The 18,489-nt window shown below is 64.9% G+C and carries 13 protein-coding genes; 9 read left to right on the top strand and 4 right to left on the bottom strand.

Annotation, left to right across the window (positions count from 1 at the left end; translation table 11 throughout):
- Positions 1–42: 42 nt before the first annotated feature.
- The 6 genes from OW493_RS00625 to OW493_RS00600 all read left to right on the top strand — a co-directional run bounded on the left by OW493_RS00625 (position 43) and on the right by OW493_RS00600 (position 8,248).
- Positions 43–1,497, top strand: coding sequence for a hypothetical protein (locus OW493_RS00625; RefSeq protein ID WP_289862809.1), 1,455 nt, complete (start codon positions 43–45; stop codon positions 1,495–1,497).
- 7 nt (positions 1,498–1,504) lie between these two features.
- Positions 1,505–2,878, top strand: coding sequence for an O-antigen ligase domain-containing protein (locus tag OW493_RS00620; protein ID WP_289862807.1), 1,374 nt, complete (start codon positions 1,505–1,507; stop codon positions 2,876–2,878).
- A gap of 139 nt (positions 2,879–3,017) precedes the next feature.
- On the top strand, positions 3,018–4,400 hold the full coding sequence (locus OW493_RS00615; protein ID WP_289862806.1) for an oligosaccharide flippase family protein: 1,383 nt from the start codon (positions 3,018–3,020) through the stop codon (positions 4,398–4,400).
- Positions 4,397–5,479 (top strand): glycosyltransferase family 2 protein, encoded by a 1,083-nt coding sequence (locus OW493_RS00610; RefSeq protein WP_289862804.1) that lies wholly within the window; start codon positions 4,397–4,399, stop codon positions 5,477–5,479. Before OW493_RS00615 ends, OW493_RS00610 begins: the two co-directional genes overlap by 4 nt.
- Positions 5,476–6,933: a WecB/TagA/CpsF family glycosyltransferase gene (locus OW493_RS00605; RefSeq protein WP_176492902.1), complete on the top strand. Its 1,458-nt coding sequence runs from the start codon at positions 5,476–5,478 to the stop codon at positions 6,931–6,933. Before OW493_RS00610 ends, OW493_RS00605 begins: the two co-directional genes overlap by 4 nt.
- Positions 6,934–7,003: 70 nt before the next feature.
- A complete protein-coding gene (locus OW493_RS00600) occupies positions 7,004–8,248 on the top strand; it encodes a hypothetical protein (RefSeq protein WP_279874240.1) in 1,245 nt (414 codons plus the stop codon).
- Between the two features lie 192 nt (positions 8,249–8,440).
- Here the strand turns inward: OW493_RS00600 and OW493_RS00595 are convergent, their stop codons facing one another.
- On the bottom strand, positions 8,441–10,267 hold the full coding sequence (locus tag OW493_RS00595; RefSeq protein ID WP_077371759.1) for an SEC-C domain-containing protein: 1,827 nt from the start codon (positions 10,265–10,267) through the stop codon (positions 8,441–8,443).
- Positions 10,268–10,374: 107 nt separating this feature from the next.
- On the bottom strand, positions 10,375–11,334 hold the full coding sequence (locus tag OW493_RS00590) for a homocysteine S-methyltransferase family protein (protein ID WP_289862801.1): 960 nt from the start codon (positions 11,332–11,334) through the stop codon (positions 10,375–10,377).
- A gap of 254 nt (positions 11,335–11,588) precedes the next feature.
- On the opposite strand from OW493_RS00590, the gene OW493_RS00585 reads away from it, so the two are divergent.
- The 3 genes from OW493_RS00585 to OW493_RS00575 all read left to right on the top strand — a co-directional run bounded on the left by OW493_RS00585 (position 11,589) and on the right by OW493_RS00575 (position 16,821).
- A complete protein-coding gene (locus tag OW493_RS00585) occupies positions 11,589–13,496 on the top strand; it encodes a hypothetical protein (RefSeq protein ID WP_077371752.1) in 1,908 nt (635 codons plus the stop codon).
- A 70-nt stretch (positions 13,497–13,566) separates the two neighbouring features.
- Positions 13,567–15,681, top strand: a complete 2,115-nt coding sequence (locus OW493_RS00580; RefSeq protein ID WP_289862800.1) for a DNA topoisomerase III — start codon at positions 13,567–13,569, stop codon at positions 15,679–15,681.
- Positions 15,682–15,726: 45 nt separating this feature from the next.
- Entirely contained in the window at positions 15,727–16,821 is a 1,095-nt protein-coding gene (locus OW493_RS00575) for a 2-dehydropantoate 2-reductase (RefSeq protein ID WP_289862799.1), read from the top strand.
- A gap of 220 nt (positions 16,822–17,041) precedes the next feature.
- On the opposite strand, the gene OW493_RS00570 is transcribed toward OW493_RS00575, so the two are convergent.
- Both OW493_RS00570 and pgl read right to left on the bottom strand, forming a co-directional pair.
- Positions 17,042–17,704 (bottom strand): bifunctional 4-hydroxy-2-oxoglutarate aldolase/2-dehydro-3-deoxy-phosphogluconate aldolase, encoded by a 663-nt coding sequence (locus tag OW493_RS00570; RefSeq protein WP_077371743.1) that lies wholly within the window; start codon positions 17,702–17,704, stop codon positions 17,042–17,044.
- 82 nt (positions 17,705–17,786) lie between these two features.
- Positions 17,787–18,488, bottom strand: a complete 702-nt coding sequence (gene pgl / locus OW493_RS00565) for a 6-phosphogluconolactonase (RefSeq protein WP_289862798.1) — start codon at positions 18,486–18,488, stop codon at positions 17,787–17,789.
- Position 18,489: the final 1 nt, after the last annotated feature.

The following is an 18,489-nucleotide window of genomic DNA, read 5'->3' as shown; positions in this document are numbered from 1 at the left end:
TGCCGGAAGGCAACTGATCACTACCACGCGACAAGGATGTGCATGACAGAGTCCCGCTCACCCGACACGCCGCAAGACACGGCGAAGCCCTCACTGGGGCGTCGAATGCTTGGCGTATTGCTGGGCTGGGCAGCTCGTGGCTCCAGCATGCGCCCGCGCACCCGCCGCGCGGCCTATCTGTTGTTGACCACCGCCATCCTGAGTGTCATCTGGGGGCTGACCATCGCCTTCATTGCCGTGGCACCCGTCACCTATACCACCAGCTGGACGATGATCCTGCCGGGTACCGGCTCGGGGCTTTCGGTGAACTTCGAGAGCATCGGCCAGGCCAGCACCAGCGCCAACTCGTCCTATTCCAGTTCCTCGCTGGACCCCAAGGTCAACTACCGCGCCATCGCCGAGAGCCCTGCCGTGCTGGAGCGTGCCGCCAGGACGGTCGACATGCATCCCGACGATTACGCCAAGCCCAAGATCAAGCTGACCGACCAGACCGCCCTGATCGCCTTCCAGACCAGCGCACCGAGCGCCAAGGCCGCGCTTGAACGCGCCAATGCGCACATCGATGCCTTCAATGAGGTGATCGAACAGCTGCGCAACGATGAACAGGCGCGACGCGAAGCCGTCATCCGTCGCTCGCTCGAGACCTACGATCGCACGCTCAAGGACACCCAGCGCAAGCTGCTGGACTTCCAGTCCACGTCAGGCCTGGTCTCCATGGAGCAATTCAAGGAGCTGACACTGAGTGTCGAGGAGTTCAAGGACACCCTCGAGATGCGGGATGGCGAGCTGTCAGCGCTGAACGCCCGCCTCACCACCCTGTCCAGCCGACTGGGGCTCGATGCCAGTCAGGCGGGGGGCGTGATCGCACTGCAGCGTGATGCTCGCTACCAGGCGCTGCTGACGCAGGCAGCGGAGCAGGCGGCCAGTCTCGATGAAGCGCGCGGCAAGTGGGGCGAGCGCAACCCGGAAGTCATCAATCTGGCCGCGGGGCTCGCTTCACTGGAACGCTCGCTGGCCTCACGCATGCGGGAGTTGCTGCCCCGCCAGACCTCGCGCAACCAGAGCGCACTGCGTGCCGCGTCCGGCCATGCCAATCAGGACAGCCTGGTCGGTGAGCTGATCACCCTGGACACCCAGCGGCGCGGCGTGATCAGCGAGCTCGAGACCGGACGCGCCAATCTGGCAGCTCGCCAGCAACGACTGGACAACAGTGTCGCCAAGGCGGCCCAGCTGCAGGACCTGCTGCGCGAGCAACAGGTCGCCACGGCGGTCTACACCACGGCACTGGCCAAGATCGACATCGGCCAGATCGACCCCTTCGCCAGCTACCCGATGCTGCAGATCCTCGACCCGCCGCCACTGCCCGAGAAGGCTGACTCGCTGGGCATCAAGCTGGCCATCGTCGGTGCGCTGGCCGCGAGCGTCTTCAGCATCATCGGCCTGATCCTCCTGTGGATCAGAAAACCCTACCTGCTGCGCTTGCAGCAAAGCGTGTGAGCCGCCGATGTTTTCCCTGAAGGCCGGGCCAGAGGCGGATGTCCGCCCCGAGACCCCGGAAGAGCGCATCATCTGGTTCTCGATCACCGCGACCTACCTGTTCTACCTGATCGGTGGACTCTACGTACTGGCCCCGGTGCTGGCCTGGTCTCTGGTGATGCGCGCCGCCTGGCTGCACCTCAAGGGCCGTCAACGCTTTCCGCGCCTCCCCTGGCCACTGTGGGTATGGATCATCGGCATGCTGGTGATGGAATTCTCGCTGCTGGCCGGCCATCTGATCGAGAATCTGGGCACCGGCAAGCTGATCAAGTCCTCCATCGGCTGGGCCAAGGGCTGGGCGCTGCTGGCGGTCTTCCCGATCATCGGCTGCCTGGCGATCCGCCCGGCGGTGATCATACGCGCGGCCATGCACGTCTGCCTGCATACCATGCTGTTGCTGCCGGTGTTCGTCGGCGCCTGGCTGGCAGGGCTGCCCCAGGTGCCCTTCGTCTCGCCACTGCAGGCCATCGGGGGGCCGGGACCGGAATTCTTCGCCGTTTCCCTCTACGAGATCGACCCCGGCAGCGGCATGCCACGCTGGCGACTCTTCACCCCCTGGGCACCGGCGGTGGGCTTTGTCGCCAGCATCTATTTCGCCTGCGCCCTGCTGGAAAAGCACCCGATATGGAAGGCGATCGGCATCGGTGGCAGCGTGCTGATGATCCTGATGTCCGGCTCGCGCATGGCGCTGGTGTCGCTGGTGTTGATCAGCGCCGGGATGTTCCTGCTCAAGCGCCTGCACAAGCAGTGGCTGTGGTTCAGCTTCTCCGGCGCGAGTCTGATCGGCGGCTTTCTCGGCGCGCCGATTCTGGAAGCCATCGATAATTTCATCGCCGCCTTCAAGGGCTCACGGGCGGACTCGACCCGCGTGCGCGCCGCGCTCGGGCGCATCGCGGTGGATCGCTGGCGCAACGAGGCACCGTGGTTCGGTCACGGCATCGTCGAGCGCGGCCCGCACCTGGTGGAGTACATGCCGATAGGCTCGCACCACAGCTGGTATGGACTGCTGTTCGTCAAGGGCATCTTCGGTCTGTTCGCGCTGTTGATTCCGATGCTGGTCAGCCTGCTGCATCTGCTGCGCTTCGTGGTCGGCCGGCCTGTCGTGCAGCTGGGACTGATCATGGTCGGGCTGCTGTTCGTCTACTCCTTCGGCGAGAACCTGGAGATCCTGGCCTATCTGATCTGGCCGGGGCTGATCCTGATCGGCAAGGCACACCAGCTGGCGAGCCTGCCCGCCAGTGAGGGGCATATCCACAACAGGGGGCCGGTGGATGTGGAGGCATCTCATCCCGAGCCCGATGCCCACCCCGCCAGCGCAGGCAACGGTGATGCAGCGAAATGACCCGATAGTGGAACAGGACTGCGTCAGATCACGCCAATTCATCAGTCCATTGCGCTAGAGTGGCGACACAAGTCATCAATCCGCATGACTGACAAGATCAGATGCCTGCACAGGGCACGACAAGGCAGGGAGCCAGGCGATGGGAGTGATCACGCGACTCAGGACACGCCTGTCAGGTGGCGGAGAAGGCGGCAATGGCCGACTGATCCGCAACCTGGCATGGATGGGCATGTCGCAAGGGGTTCACCGCATCGCCCGACTGGGTGCCACCCTGGTGGCCGCACGCATGATCGCGCCGGAATCCTTCGGTATCGCCGCCATCGTGCTCACCGCACACGAGATCATGCACGCCATCTCCAATGCCGCCGTGGTGCCTGCCCTGGTACAGGCCGGTCGCGACGGGTATGAGCGTCTGTGCCGCGATGCCTACTGGTTCAATTGGGTGGTGTGCCTTGGCCTGATGGTGCTGCAGATGGCACTGGCCCCGCTGCTGGCCTACCTCTATGACGCTCCCGATCTGACCCTGCCGTTGATGACGCTGGCGCTGATCTTCCCGATGCTGCCCCCCGCCGCCATCAACGCGGCGCGCATTCTGCGCAGCAACCGCCTGCACGTCACGGCCCGCATCGAGATGGGCCAGAGCATCGGCGAGGCACTCGGCGTGATGCTGCTGGCCGCCATGGGAGCCGGGTTCTGGGCCTTGATCCTGCCCAAACTGATCGTGACGCCCATCTGGACATTGAGCTACCGCTGGTGCGAGTCATGGCGCATCGATGAGCGCCCCTCCACGCTGTGGTCGCGTCCGCTGATGCGCTTCGCGCGCCCGATGATGGGCGTCGAAGTGGTCTCGGTGCTACGTCAGCAGATGGATTACCTGCTGGTCGGCGCCCTGTTCGCCATGGACGTGCTCGGGGTCTACTTCTTCGCCTTCAATGCCGGACTCGGTATCAGCCTTGGCCTCCTGCGCGCCTACTCCACCGCCATCTTCCCGCAGCTGTGTGGCGACATGACCTCGCGTGAGCGACTGGCGCGCATGCACCACGGCATGCGCCTGTTCGCGCTGGTCGCGGTGCCCGCCATCATCGCCCAGAGCCTGCTGGCGCCCTGGTACGTGCCGATCCTGTTCGGGGAGGCCTGGGTCGAGCGTGGCGCCCTGCCGATCCTGATCCTGATCTGCCTCTCCGCCCTGCCGCGCATCCTGCTCGACAGCTGCGGCCAGCTGCTGCGCGCCCAGGGTATGCCCGGGGCAGACCTCAAACTGCAGATCTTCATGACGCTGATGCTCGGCGCCGGCATGTTCGCTGGCGTGCCCTTCGGCATCAACGGCGTCGCGGCCGGCATTCTGGTCGGCATCAGCCTGGCCGCCCTGCCCGGCTATCTGTGGACACGCCGACTGATCCTCGCTCAGGACGGCTTGATGACACATACATCGACCCAGCCACCAGACTCGCCAGACACACCTCACGCAGCATCCACCGCATCGCTTTCCCCAGACAGGGACGTCCAGGAGGCCAGACCATGACCCCGACCTTTTCGGTCATCATGCCGATCTACAACGTCGAACGTTTCGTCACGGCCGCCATCGACAGCGTGCTGGCGCAGGAGGATGGCGATCTTGAACTGCTCATCATCGATGACTGCTCCCCCGATGGCAGCCGGGCGATCTGCGAAGCCTATGACGACCCGCGCATCACACTGATCTCTCATCCGGTCAATCGCGGGCTGGCCGGGGCGCGCAATACTGGCGTGCGCGCCGCACAGGGCCGTTATCTGGCCTTCCTCGACTCCGATGACATCTGGGAGCCCGCGAAACTTGCGCGCCACCGCGAGCACCTCGAGGCACGCCCCGAGGTAGGCCTGTCCTTCTCGCGCTCGGCCTTCATCGATGCCGACGGCGCACCGCTGGACTACTTCCAGATGCCAAGCCTGACCGACATCACGCCGGGGCTGCTGTTCTGTCGCAACCCGGTGGGCAATGGCTCGGCGCCAGTCATCCGCCGCGAGATTCTCGAGGCCATCGCCTTCGACTGTGAGGTCAAGGGAGGTGGCGTGCTGCCCTGCTACTTCGATGAAAGCCTGCGTCAGAGCGAAGACATCGAGTGCTGGACACGCATCGCCCTCAAGACCGGCACCACGGTGGAAGGCATTCCCGAGCCGCTGACCCGCTACCGCCTCAATGAAGGCGGGCTTTCGGCACAACTGGAGCGCCAGTACCAGAGCTGGCTGGCGATCGTCGAGCTGACACGCGCCTATGCGCCCGACTTCATCGAACAATGGTATCCCCGCGCCCAGGCCTACCAGCTGCGCTATCTGGCACGCCAGGCGATTCGACTGCGTGACGGCAAGGCCGCCTGGGGTTATGTCCGCCGCGCCATCAAGGCCTGGCCAGGCATCTGGAAGGCCGAATTCGGCCGTACCGCGGCCACGGCAGGCGCCGCACTGATGCTGCGCGTGATGCCCGAGCGCCTTTATCTGCGCTGTGAAGGGCTCGCCCAGGGCATCATCGGCAAGGCCCAGAAGAAGAAGATCGACAATGATCCACGCCCACGGTCCGTCACGCCAGAACGCCAGCAGGACGCTCACGAAGCGGAGTCGCCATGATGAGTCAATCCATCGATCAGACGCTTTTCACCACTGAGCACGTCAGGACACTGCCTCACGTCAAGGTGCTGGGCGTGCCCTTCGTCAACACCAGTCTCGAGACCTGTCTGCGCCTGCTCAAGAGCTGGATCAGCGACCCGCAGCCGCGCACGGTCAATTTCGTCAATGCGCACTGCCTGAACGTGGCACAGCATGATCGGTATTACCTGCAGGTACTGCATGACAGCGACCTGCTGCTGCCGGATGGCAGTGGCGTGAAACTGGCCTGCCGCATGCTCGACCAGGAGCTGGAAGCCAACCTCAATGGCACCGACCTGCTGCCGCATCTGTGCGACATGCTGGTCGCGGATGGCAAGCGGCTGTTTTTGCTCGGGGCCGCGCCAGGCGTCGCCGAGCGGATGGCGGAGAAACTCAAGGAGCGCTGGCCAGATCTGGAGATCAGTGGCGTGCACCATGGTTTCATCGGGCCGGAAATCATCGAGGACGTTCTGGCACAGATCAATCAGGGCACTGACCTGCTGCTGGTGGCGATGGGCGTGCCCGCTCAGGAAAAATGGATCGCTGCACACCGAGAGCGCCTCCAGGTGCCAGTGGTGATGGGCGTCGGCGGTCTGTTCGACTTCTATTCCCAACGCATTCCGCGTGCGCCAGGTGTCGTGCGCAAGCTTGGCATGGAGTGGGCCTGGCGTCTGCTGATGGAGCCACGCCGCATGTTCAAGCGCTATGTGCTTGGCAATCCGAGCTTCCTGCTGAGCGTGCGCAAGTATGGCGAGGAGGCCATCCCCGGCCGAGGCCTGTGGATGAAGTCACGCTCCAACTGGCGACATTTTCGATGGCGAGTGAGCAACTGGCTGACCCCACGCGCACGCCGCACGATGGACATCGTCGGCGCCAGCGGTGTGCTGCTGGTGCTGTCACCGTTGCTGCTGGGCACTCTGCTGGCCATTCGCCTGGAATCCCCCGGGGCCATCCTGTTCGGACAGGAGCGCATCGGACGGCATGGCAAGCCTTTCAAGCTGTGGAAGTTCCGCTCGATGTATATCGACGCGGAAGAGCGCCTGCGTGAACTGCAGGCCGCCAACGAGAGTGAAGGCGGTGTGCTGTTCAAGATGAAGCAGGACCCGCGGATCACGCGGGTGGGACGCGTGATCCGCAAGCTGTCCATCGATGAACTGCCGCAACTGTGGAACGTGCTGCGCGGCGAGATGGCGCTGGTGGGGCCGCGCCCCGCGCTCGCCCGCGAGGTGGCGTTGTATGAGGCTCGCGCCCGCATGCGCCTGGACGCCACCCCGGGGCTGACCGGCCTGTGGCAGGTGTCCGGACGCTCCGATCTGTCCTTCGAGCAACAGATTCATCTGGATCTCTTCTACCTGCACCGTCAGGGCATCAAGGAGGACATCAAGCTGCTGTTGCGCACGATTCCTGCCGTCCTGACCAGTCGCGGAGCCTATTGATGCGTGATACCCACCTCGCCACGCGCCCTGCAGCGCGTCACTCTCACGATGCATGCCAAGGAGGTCTGCGATGCATGTGATCCTGTTGGCAGACCGCCTCGGTCAGGAGATCGCGCCGATTGACCGCCGTTATTCTCCGGCCCTGCTGCCGATCGCCGGCCGCAGCGTGCTGGAACGCAATCTCGATCTGCTGGTCGGGCGCGGCGTGACGCATATCAGTCTGATCATCGCCCGTGACCCCGAATGGTTCCGGGCACGACTCGCCGATGGCTCACGCTGGGGGATCGAGCTCGACATCCTGCCGATGCCCGGGGAGCGCGACCCGCGTGAGCAGCTCAAGCGCCTCGGGGCCATGGCGGCCCTGCCCGCCCCGGTATTGCGCGCCGATGTACTGCTGATGCCGGAGTGGTTCATGCCCGACAGTCTGGACATCAGTGAGCTGGCCATGACGCTTGAGGCACCGCTTTGCCTGCCATCCTCTCTCAAGGACCCGGCCCTTGGCCGACTGCATTGGCGTGATGTGCGCGACAACTCCCGGCTGGGGCCAGCCCTGCTGGGCTCGCTGTCGCATTACCACGCTCTGGTGATGCAGGCTCTGGCGACCGACGACACACGCCTGTCACCCCATGGGGAGCGCGGTGTGCTGCCCGGCGAGCAGGACCTGCACCACGTCTATTATGCCGCCGGCGCGACGCGCCTGGATGAATCGCGCCTCAGCGGAGGCTTTGCCGGCATCACCACCCATGTGGAGCCCGGCGTGCTGCTGCAGGGACGCTGCTGTGTCGAGCAGGGCAGCTATGTGGAAGAAGGCGCCATGCTCGAGGACTGCGTCATCCTGCCCTTCACCCGTGTGCATGGTGGTCAACAGATGACCGCCGGCATCCTGTTTGAAGGGGAGGCACTCGATGAGCGCGCCCCCCACTGGTTCAAGGACCGACGCCAGGCGGGAGCAGCCTCTCAGCGTGGCGTGGCCTATCGCAACCCGGCACGTCCTCAATGGCAGGAACGTCTCCTGGCCGGCTTGATCAGCGTGGCGGTCCGGCCTCTGGGAGCGCGCCACAAGGCGCTCGTGCATCGTCTGCGCCAGGTACAGAACGGTCACATGCGCTTGCTGGGCATACTGCCGGAACATGCCCCGCCCCCACTGGACCGAGTCGGCGTCAGCAGCGCCGGGGCTCTCCAGCCTCCTGACTGGCGTGCCACGCCGGACGCCTTCGCCGCGACGCTGGAGGCCATTCAGGTCGGGCAGACCCCGGGCCTGCGCGCAGCCTTGCGGGAAGCCTGGCGGCTGCGCCAGCAAGGCAAGCAGCAGTGATCGCCCCCCTACACGCATCCCCCTGAGCCCGCCTCACGATACGAGGCGAGGCACAAAAAACCCCCGCAGTGCCTAAGCACTGCGGGGGTTTTTCCTTCGGGCCTCGTCATACGGGACCTTGCCACACGAGGCCTTGTCATGTGAGCGCTTGCGATCACTCGTCAGGCAGCATGAGCGACCCTTGACACCGGCTCAGCGGTGCTTGGCCAACCAGGCAAGCGCGCCTTCGCTGCGCTTCCACTGATCGCGCATCAGGGTGCGATACTGCCAGGCCTCGCCTCGCGTGCCGGGCTCCGGCGCTTCCACCGCCAGACTCACCGGCCGCGGGTGCTCCGCCACCAGCAGGCTGATCAGATGGGAGTTGGCTTCGCGCACGATCACCAGTGCCTCTTCGGCATCCGCCTGACGTCCCAGACGATAGAGTGCCAGCACATGCCCCATCAGAATACCCAGCAACGGCATTTCATCCTCGAGAGCACGGCGTGAGATATCGTGCTCCGCCAGGGTGACAGCCTCATCATCGCGGCCTTCGCGCAGCAGCTGATCCAGCACCAGCTCGCGCAGACCGAGACTGTCTTCCTCGTCCAGCTTGAGCAGGCGCTCCGCCAGCTGACGTGAGCGCTCGCGCTCACCGCGCTCCATGCCGATCACCAGTCCCAGCCCACAACGCAGCAACTGGGCGTTGTCACCATCCTCCCAGCGCAGCAGGCCGCCGGCCTGTTCGATCTGGTCGAGCCAGCGCTCGAAACGACGCGCCAACGGCACGAAGAAGGTGTCCGACATCCACGGCAGACTGCCGAAACGACTGGCCAGCGCCAGGATCAATCCCTGACAGACCGCAGGAACATCCAGCCATTCGGGACTGGCACACAGCTGTTGCAACCACTCGTTGGGGTCCTGGGTTTCCCACGGGTCGACATCCAGCGCCAGCGCTGCCTCTTCCTCAATCCGCGCCGGGAATACCGCTTCCCAGAGTCCCAGTGTCACCGCCTGCTCGGCATTCTGACGAAACAGCAGACTGCCGTCGTCCTGAGTCTCCAGCGCCAGACGCGACGGGTGCTCGATCACCTCGAACAACGCCTGCAGCGAGGCCAGTGAATCCGAGAGTGACTCGTCGGAATTGACCATCTGCTCGGCGAGCGTCGCACGCGGGTTCTCGGCCAGGTCAGCCAGGAACTCCAGCTGCCCCGGTTCGATATCCTTCTGCTTGGAGAGACGCCGCCACCAGAAGCGCGCACGCTCCTGCGCCTCTTCCGGCTGCCCTTCATGCAGCAGCAGCATGGCTTCGATGTAGGCCAGCGTCGGCGAGTCCGGCAGGGTCTGCTGCGCGCGGACGAAGGCGGCTCGCGCCGAGCCGAGGTCATCACTGTCCAGATGCAGCAGGCACTGATGCTCCAGTGCCACACCGCGCAGGAAGGCGGGACCACGCTCCAGCACCTCATCCAGCAACAGGGCCTTCTTGCGGGTGAAGCCGCGCTCCTGATAGAGATCCAGCAGCAGCTCGAAGCCAGGCTCGGCCTGCTCCGGAAGGCGCGACCAGTCACTGGTGTCAAACAACGCTTCCATGATCTGCTGGGCACGCCCGCGGCTACCGGCCTCGGCACTGATCAGTCCCGCCTCCAGCAGCGCCTGAGCCGGCGCGAGCCGCGAAGCCAATGCGGCCTTGAGCTGCTCGCCCTTGAACTCGCGCAGCGACAGCATCCACATCAGGTGCTCCGGTATCGGCGGCAACTGGACCTTGTCACAGCACTGCTTGTACTTGCGGCCGGAATCGCACCAGCAGGGCTCGTTGCGACCGGGCGGTGCCAGCGGCTCGCAGGCGAAATCGAGGCGTACCAGCGGCGTCTGGCTCCACAGCACCGGTGCCAGTGCTACCGCCAGCGCCTCATCACCACCGCTGTAATTCACCCCCTCCGAATGCGCCCACTGCATGAAGGCAGGAAAGGATTCATCAGAGCGGATGGCATCAAGTGCCCCACTGGCGTAACTCAAGAGCCGTTCGACCCACTCGGCAAGCATGGCATCTCCCTAGAAAAAACGTTTCACGGCCCCGCGGACATGGCGCCCGACGGGGCCTGCGAAGCAGGAGGCGGAGTCTATCACGATGATGCCTCACGCCTCATCGTTCACTCCCCCAGTCGGGAGACACAGCGATGACCGGCCGCCTTGAGCTGCTCGGACAGGCACGCGATGTGCGCCGGGCCGACCTCGCAGCAGCCGCCGACGATACGCAGTCCCCGCTGCACCCAGCCCAGCGCATGGGCAGCATACTGCTCGGGCCCGAGATCCTCGCGCGCCTTGAGGTCCTTGACGGTACCGCCGGGCTTGAGCGCCGCGATCGACGTGAAGCCGTTGGCATAGGCGCCCGCCGGCAGCGAACTGCCAAGCAGCGTGTCAAGGCTGCCCTGAATGGCCTCCGGCGCACTGCAGTTGATCAGAATGGCATCCACGCCGAGCGCTTCCAGCATGGCGACGGTGTCCGCCAACGGCTCACCGCTGCGCAGGGTCGCATTCAGATTGTCCTTCACGGTCAACGAGACCCACACCGGCAGGCCACTTTCCAGCGCTGCAGTGGCGGCGGCCTGCGCCTCGTCATGCGAGGACAGCGCTTCGCAGAGCAGCACATCGACCAAGGGCGCCTGCAGCGCCACCAGGGTGCGATAACTGGCCAGCGATTCTTCCTGATCCGGTGCGACATCGGGCCGATAGGTCGCGACCAGTGGCGGCAGACAACCGGCCACGCGGATATCCGTCTCGCCACTCAGGGCGATGGCATCCCGCGCCGCCTTGCCAGCGGCCGCATGCACGGCGCCGATGGTCTCGCCGACTCCCGCCAGCGTCAGGCGTTGGGGCGTGGCCGTATAGGTATTGAGCGTGATGACCCGGGAGCCGGCACGAATGAAATCCAGATGCAGATCACGCACCAGCTCGGGCTGATCCAGCATGACCTGGGAGGACCACAGCGGTGTCGGCTCACGACCGCTGCGACGCACCAGCTCCTGCCCCATGCCGCCGTCCAGCAGCACGACATCCCCGGCGCGCGCCCCTTCCCCTGCTGGCGCCCCCGTTACTGCGACTTGTTCCACACGACCTCCTGAGCGATTCGATGTCTCTGCAGCATCTGAACTGATGAACTGGCGGCCTACGCCTGGCTGTCAGCCGCGGCGAAATTCTAGCATGGTCAGGCGCGTGACGGCGTGCCGCTCACTGGAGCGAAATGGGTCGCCAGTGCTACTGTTAGCAGCGCCTTTCGCCAGCGATCCCTTGCGCTGCCCCTGCCTGCCCCGCAAGCCTATGCCGCGTCTCGCGGACGTGCCCCATTGATTGAAGGAAGTCTGTCTTGTTGCTGCCGAGTCTCTTTCGTCCCCGCGCCAACCCTGCCAATGATGCACCCCAGGTGCGTCTTGAGCGTGAAGGCCGGGACGAGATTCGCCGCATCACCCAGGCCGTCGAGCGCGTGCCATGGTCAGTGAGCCTGATGCAGATCCTGTGGACGGCCGGCCCGGTGACGCTGATCGGTGCCTGGGGGGGCTATCTGCTCGGGTATGGCAAGGAACCCACCTTCGAGAACTACATCTTCTTCATCTCCTACACCGTCATCACCGGTGTCGCGGGGATCGTGGCCAACATCGCCCACAACCTGACCAGTTCTCGCCGCTATGACCGCACCGAGGCCAAGATCGAGCGCGTCATCGATACCGTGCCTGAGCTGATCCTCGCCACGCGCAACCTGATCGTCGAGAGCCTGGAAGGCGATGCCCGTCGCCGCGAAGCCGCTGCCATGCTGCTGCGCAAGCAGGATCTCGCACCGGAAGGCGTGGAACTGGCGGCGCTGGAGCTGCTGGATGATCGTGACGCCGCCCGCATCATCAGTCAGATCGACGTCTATCGTCGCATCGGTCTGCACGCCCGTATCCGCGACATGAACACCCTGAACCGCGAATGGCTCGAGCCCCAGTTCAATGAGCTGGCGGAGCTGGCGCCCGAGGCCATCGGCCTGCTGCGTGAGCGCTTCGAGGGCCGAGCCCCGGATCTGCACAAGGGCGTGCCTCGTGACGAGAACTTCATCGAGCGTGTGCTGGCCGCCATCGAGCAGGACAACGACCTGCTGATGACGATGCAGGACGTGGAGGAGATGCTGATCCTGGCCTTCGAATTGATCAGCGGACGCAAGATCCCGCTGCTGACCTTCGAATATCGTGGACGCTGGAAGCTGGCTCGCACGCTGGACAATCTCGAGCACGCCCGTTCCCGCTACCGCATCCGCCAGGCGACGGGGCTTTCACGCCTCAAGGCCCTGACGGTCTATCTGGCGGAGCAGTCCGGCACTCTGGTGGAAGATGCCGCCTCCGGGCTCAGGGCCGAGGTACTGCTGGAACGCTCCACCCAGGCCATGGACGCGCTCGCCGAGCAGGTGACGCACCTGGCGATCGCCGTCAACGAGGGCGACCGTGAACATCGCAGCGCCCTGCGGACGCGCGCCGACATCCTCACCAACGCCATTCGCCTCTACAAGACGGTCACCAGTGCCTATGAGCAGGTCGGTCGCAGCCACGCCGTCTTCCTCAAGATGTCCAAGCGCTGGGAGAATATCTCCTCGCAGATGTCCGACGATGCCACGCGCCTGCGTGTCGGGCCGGGGCGGCGCGGTCTGCGCATCCAGGAAAAGACCATCGCGCTGGATGACGAGGCCAAGGCGGAGGTCTGCAAGCACCTGGCGGATCACCTCAGCAAGAGCCACATCAAGCGCGTCGACAGCGAGATCGCCTCTCAGGCCCGCGAGACGATCCTGCGCGTCGGCGTCGACAAGGCAAAGGCCATGGCGATCGAGATCGCCCTGGCGCTCGAACCGCACATCCACCTCTCACGCCCGGCCGTCCAGCGCGCCATCAATGGCTCGAATGCCGCCTACTTCGGCCAGCTGGAGCCCAACCAGTCCGCCGCCGCCAAGGCGGCCCTCGGCAGTGCCATGGTGCGCGAGATCGACGACGACCTGTCACGTACCGCCGAATCGCTGGCCATCGCGCTGGTGCGTCACTATCGCGTCGAACTGGAACCGCTGGCGATCGACTTCCTGCGCGACACCTTCGGGGCGCGGGAAGCGACGCTCAACATGCTCAGCAACTACCAGCCGGCGGATCACCACCCGATCAGCTACCTCTCCAACCGCCCGCCGCTGATCCAGACCGCCAACCGCGACTGGTATCGTGCGCTCGTCCAGGCACGCCGTGCCCTCGACGACGATTGATCCCCGCGCCGTGCCAGCGGCATACTGTATGGATCACCATGCAACGTGCCACTGACCGCCAGGATGACCGATGCGCCTGATCATCGCCGAAAAGCCCAGCCTCGCCCGCGCCATCGCCGAGGCCCTGCCCGGGCGCAGCAGCAAGCGCGACGGCTATATCGATGCCGGAGACACTCGCGTCACCTGGTGTATCGGCCACCTGCTCGAACAGGCGCCGCCGGACGACTATGACGAGCGCTTCAAGCGTTGGTCACTGGATCACCTGCCGATCATTCCAGCACAGTGGAAACTCAAGCCACGCAGTCAGGCACGCGGCCAGCTCAAGACCATTCGAGAACAGCTCAAGCTGGCTGACGAGGTGATACATGCCGGCGACCCGGATCGCGAAGGCCAGTTGCTGGTGCAGGAAGTGCTCGAGCACATGCGCTGGCGTGGGCCGGTCAAACGCCTGTTGATCAGCGACATGAACCGCCCCGCCGTCACGCGTGCCCTCGACAAGCTGGATGACAATCAGCGCTGGCAACCCCTGTACGAAGCCGCGCTGGCCCGCCAGCGCGCCGACTGGCTGTATGGCATGAATCTGACACGTGCCTGGACATTGACGGGCCGTCAGGCCGGCCATGATGGCGTGTTGTCGGTGGGGCGCGTGCAGACACCGCTGCTGGGGCTGGTGGTGCGTCGCGACGAGGAGATCGAGGCCTTCGAGCCGCGTGCCTTCTTCCCGTTGTGGATCGAGGCCGGCGTGGCGACCGGCAGCTTCAAGGCCTGGTGGCATGCCCCCAGTTCCCCGTGGCTGCAACGACTCGCGGCCAAGGGCACTCAACTGCCACTGGATGACAAGGGCCGCCTGCTGGACAGCCGCCCCGCCGAGCGCCTCGCCCGCCACCTGGCGACACTGAAGACCCCGGGCGATGGTCACGTCGAGAGCGTCGAGGCCAGCGACAAGTCCCAGCCCGCGCCGCTGCCCTACTCGCTCTCGGCGCTTCAGGTCGATGCCGCTCGCCGCTATCGCCTGCCGGCCCAGAAGGTGCTCGACACCTGCCAGGCCCTCTACGAGCGACATCAGCTGATCACCTACCCGCGCTCCGATTGCCGCTACCTGCCCCGCGAGCATCATGCCGGCATGGCCAATCTGATGATCAGTGCCTGCAGTGGCGATGAAGAGCTTGAGCGTTTCAGTGGCGGCGCGGATTTCAGCCTGCGCTCACGGGCCTTCAATGACGCCAAGGTCAGCGCCCACCATGCCCTGGCACCGACAGGGCGCGAGCCGGACTACGCACGCCTGTCGCGTGACGAAGCCAACCTCTACCGCATGATCACCCGCAACGTGCTGGCCCAGTTCTATCCGGCCTACCGCTATCGTGAGGTCAAGGTCGAACTGCGTTTCTCCAAGGAGCCCTTCCGCGCCAGTGGCCGCAGCGTCATCGACGAAGGCTGGAAGGTGCTGTTCCAGCGCGCGGCACAGGCATCCGACGACAAGGCCCCGGCAGACGACAAGACCCCGCCTCCTCTGCCCGCCTTGCAGGAAGGCGAGCCGGCCTGCGTGCTCGACTGCGGTATCGAGGAGAAGGAGACCCGCCCGCCGGAGCCCTTCAATGATGCCAGTCTTATACAGGCGATGATGAACATCGCCCGCTACGTGGAAGATGACGCGGTACGCCGGACGTTACGTGATGTGGATGGCCTGGGCACCGAGGCGACACGTGCGGGCATGCTGGAGACACTGATCAATCGCGGCTACCTGGTGCGCGATGGCCAGGCCATGCGCTCCACGCGTATCGGTCGCGCCCTGATCCATGCGCTGCCGGACGCCGTCTCCCGCCCCGAACGTACCGCCCTGTGGGAGCAGCGCCTGAGCATGATTCACGAGCAGGGCGATCCGGCAGCGCCTTTTCTGAGCGAACTGGTCGATGACCTGCGTGCCCTGCTGGCTGACAGCTCGGCCAGCCGCCTGAGCGCTGCACTGGCCAGTGTGGGTGGCGCGACACCGCGCAAGAATTCCGGGGCACGCAAGGGCAATGGTGCGCGGCGCAAGAGCGGAATCTCTCGACGCAGCAAGACCGGCACGAGCAAGACCAGTACGAGCAAGACCGGCACAAGCAAGGAAGCCGGCTCCGGCAGCACCCGACGCTCTAGCGGCACTCGCAAGCCGGCCGGCTCCCGCCGCAAATCCCCCAGCCAATGAGCCACTTCGCCTCTGTGCCCGCTCACTCATGATGAGAAATCACGCATGACGACTTCCACGCCGGCTGACGACAATCACACACTCTCGACGGCTTTCGATTCACTTTCCCAGCGTCCTGCCGCTGCAGGCGATTGGCTGTGGATCGTCGGCCCCGGGGCCATCGGTCGATTGCTGGCGGCCACGCTCGCTCACGCCCGCCAGCGCGAAATGGCAACGCAGGGAAGGAGCACATTGCCAAACCTTCTGTTGGTGGGTCGCCGGGCATCCGTAAGCGAGATGGTGACGATCGACATGACCTCACCAGAAGGCCAAGCTGTTAGCCCAGAGATAACTTATACCTCGATTGACCAGCTGATAACCTTGCCATACCCGCCACCTACCGCGATCTGGCTGACCACCAAGTCACATACCATCGAGTCTGCCTGGGCACACGTCGCGCCGCTGATAGACTCACGGACACCAGTTACCTGTTGGCAAAACGGACTGAGTGCACAACCCTGGTTGGCAGAGCAGCACCCTCAACTGCTGTGCGCCAGTACTACCGAGGGTGCCTGGATTCCGGAATCGACCGCGCTTGCCACGCACACTCTCCCAGAACGCCTGGCCGTGCAACACGCCGGCCATGGCCAGACCTGGCTGGGCACCTGGTCATCGCAGGCCGACCCGACATCCTCCTCCTCTGCCATGGCGGCCGCAGAAAGGCAGGTTGCCTGGCTGCAGGCGGCTGGCCGTGAGTGTCATGTCAGTGCCGACATCGGCACTCGCCTATGGCACAAGCTGGCGATCAATGCCGCCATCAATCCACTCGTGGCACGCTTTCGGATTCGCAATGGACAGCTGCGTGATCGCCCCTTTTCCCTGATGGTGCGCCAGGCCGTCGACGAGATCACTCGGGTGCTGGAAGCCGAGGGTATCGCCCCGCCACCGAATGGCTGGCAGGCCCTGGTCGACCAGGTCATCCGTGCCACGGCGAAAAACCGTGCCTCGATGCTTCAGGATGTGCTGGCAGGTCGCACCACGGAAGTGGAGGCCATCCTTGGCCCGTTGCGACACGCTGCCCTCCGTCACGGGCTGTCACTGACCGATGACCTGCCTTTGCTCGAGCAACTCCACACTCACCTGAGCAGTCAACAGCCCTGAGCGCTTAGCGCTGGATCCCCGCCCCCTCCTTAGCCATAGCCTCAGACCTGTGACTGCTGGCCCGCCTCGACGTCATTCTCTGGCATTCGGCCAAAAAAAGACCCGCCTCGCGAGAGACGGGTCACAAGCAACAGCCAAGCTGTCGAGAGAGAGCAGCAATGTTCGGTCTTGCGCGTCAGGCCACCGATTGCCGTATGGCAACCCGCTGACCTGGCGAAAATCAGTGGTGGAAACGCTCGGACGCTTCGCGCGCCAGCTCACGAATGCCATCCCAGTCGCCTGCATCGATCAATTTCTGCGGCGCCACCCAGCTACCACCGACACACATCACGTTCTTGAGTGCCAGATAGTCACCGGCATTGTTGAGCGTGATGCCGCCGGTCGGGCAGAAGCGTGCTTCGCTGATCGGGCCACCGAAGGACTTGATGGCATTCACGCCACCCGCGGCCTCGGCCGGGAAGAACTTGAAGCGGCGGTAGCCGTACTGCCAGCCGGTCATCAATTCGGACACGGTCGCGACGCCCGGCAGCATCGGCACGCTACTGGTCACGCCATACTGATAGAGCGCTTCGGTGGTACCCGGCGTGACGACGAAATCGACGCCCAGCTCTTCCACCTTGCGATACTGTTCCGGCGTGAGCACGGTGCCGGCACCGATGCTGGCATTGGGCAGCGCTTCACGCATGCGGCGAATCGCCTCGAGAGCGCAGTCAGTCCGCAGGGTGACCTCGAGAACGGTCAAGCCGCCTTCATAGAGCGCCTTGCCCAGCGGCACGGCGTCCTCGATGCGCTCGACGGCGATCACCGGCAGCACGGAGGCCTTCTGGCAGATGCTGTCGATCTCGGTCGTGCGCGTCGAGGGAAGTTGTTTTTCGAAGCTCATGGCGTTCTCCTTGCGCCGCAGCGCTGATGTTGTCTAGTACGCCACGGCGCTGATGTGGTTGATAGCGCCGTGGCCGATAGGATCAGGGGGCCCAGTACAGCGCCAGGGGCGCGGACAGGAAGGCGCGGATCGGCAACTCGCTGACGGCCTCGACATCGCCCAGTGCACGTGACAGCACGGCCTGCTTGTCGGTGCCCGTCAGATGCAGCACGGTACGGCGCGTCTGGCGCAAACGCTCGAGGCTCAGGGTGATGCGCGCCTGCGGGACGCTGGGGGCACGCATCGGCACACAGCAATCACGGCTGGTCAGCGCTTCCTGCAGGCGATCCCCATCCGGGAACAGCGAAGCCGTGTGACCATCGCCCCCCATGCCGAGAATCACCGCGGAGGCCGGCCAGGAGAGTGCCGCGATGCGAGCACTCACTTCCTCGCAACCCGCCTCTGGCTCTGCTTCGGCGTTGGTCAGCGGATGGAAGGTCGCGGCAGCGGCTGCGCCCTTCAACAGATGCTCACGCACGAAGCGGGCATTGCTGTCGTCGGCGTCTTCACTCACCCAACGCTCATCCGCGAGGGTGATGTCCACACGCGACCAGTCCAGCGGCTTGTCACGCAATGCGGCGAACAACGGCTTGGGCGTCGAGCCCCCGGAGACCACCAGCAGTGCGCGAGCCTCAGGCGACGCCGCCAGGTCAGCGGTCAGTGCTGCCGCGAGATACTCGGCCAGCGACTCGGCAGTCTGCTGGCGCGGATCCTGGGTGGCGTTCTGTGTCATGTCGACAGCCATC

The sequence above is a fragment of the Cobetia sp. 14N.309.X.WAT.E.A4 genome, from assembly GCF_030397495.1.
Classification (GTDB): Bacteria; Pseudomonadota; Gammaproteobacteria; order Pseudomonadales; family Halomonadaceae; genus Cobetia; species Cobetia marina.
The sequence above is the reverse complement of the archived record's forward strand: the minus strand, read 5'-3'. Positions and strand labels throughout refer to the sequence as shown.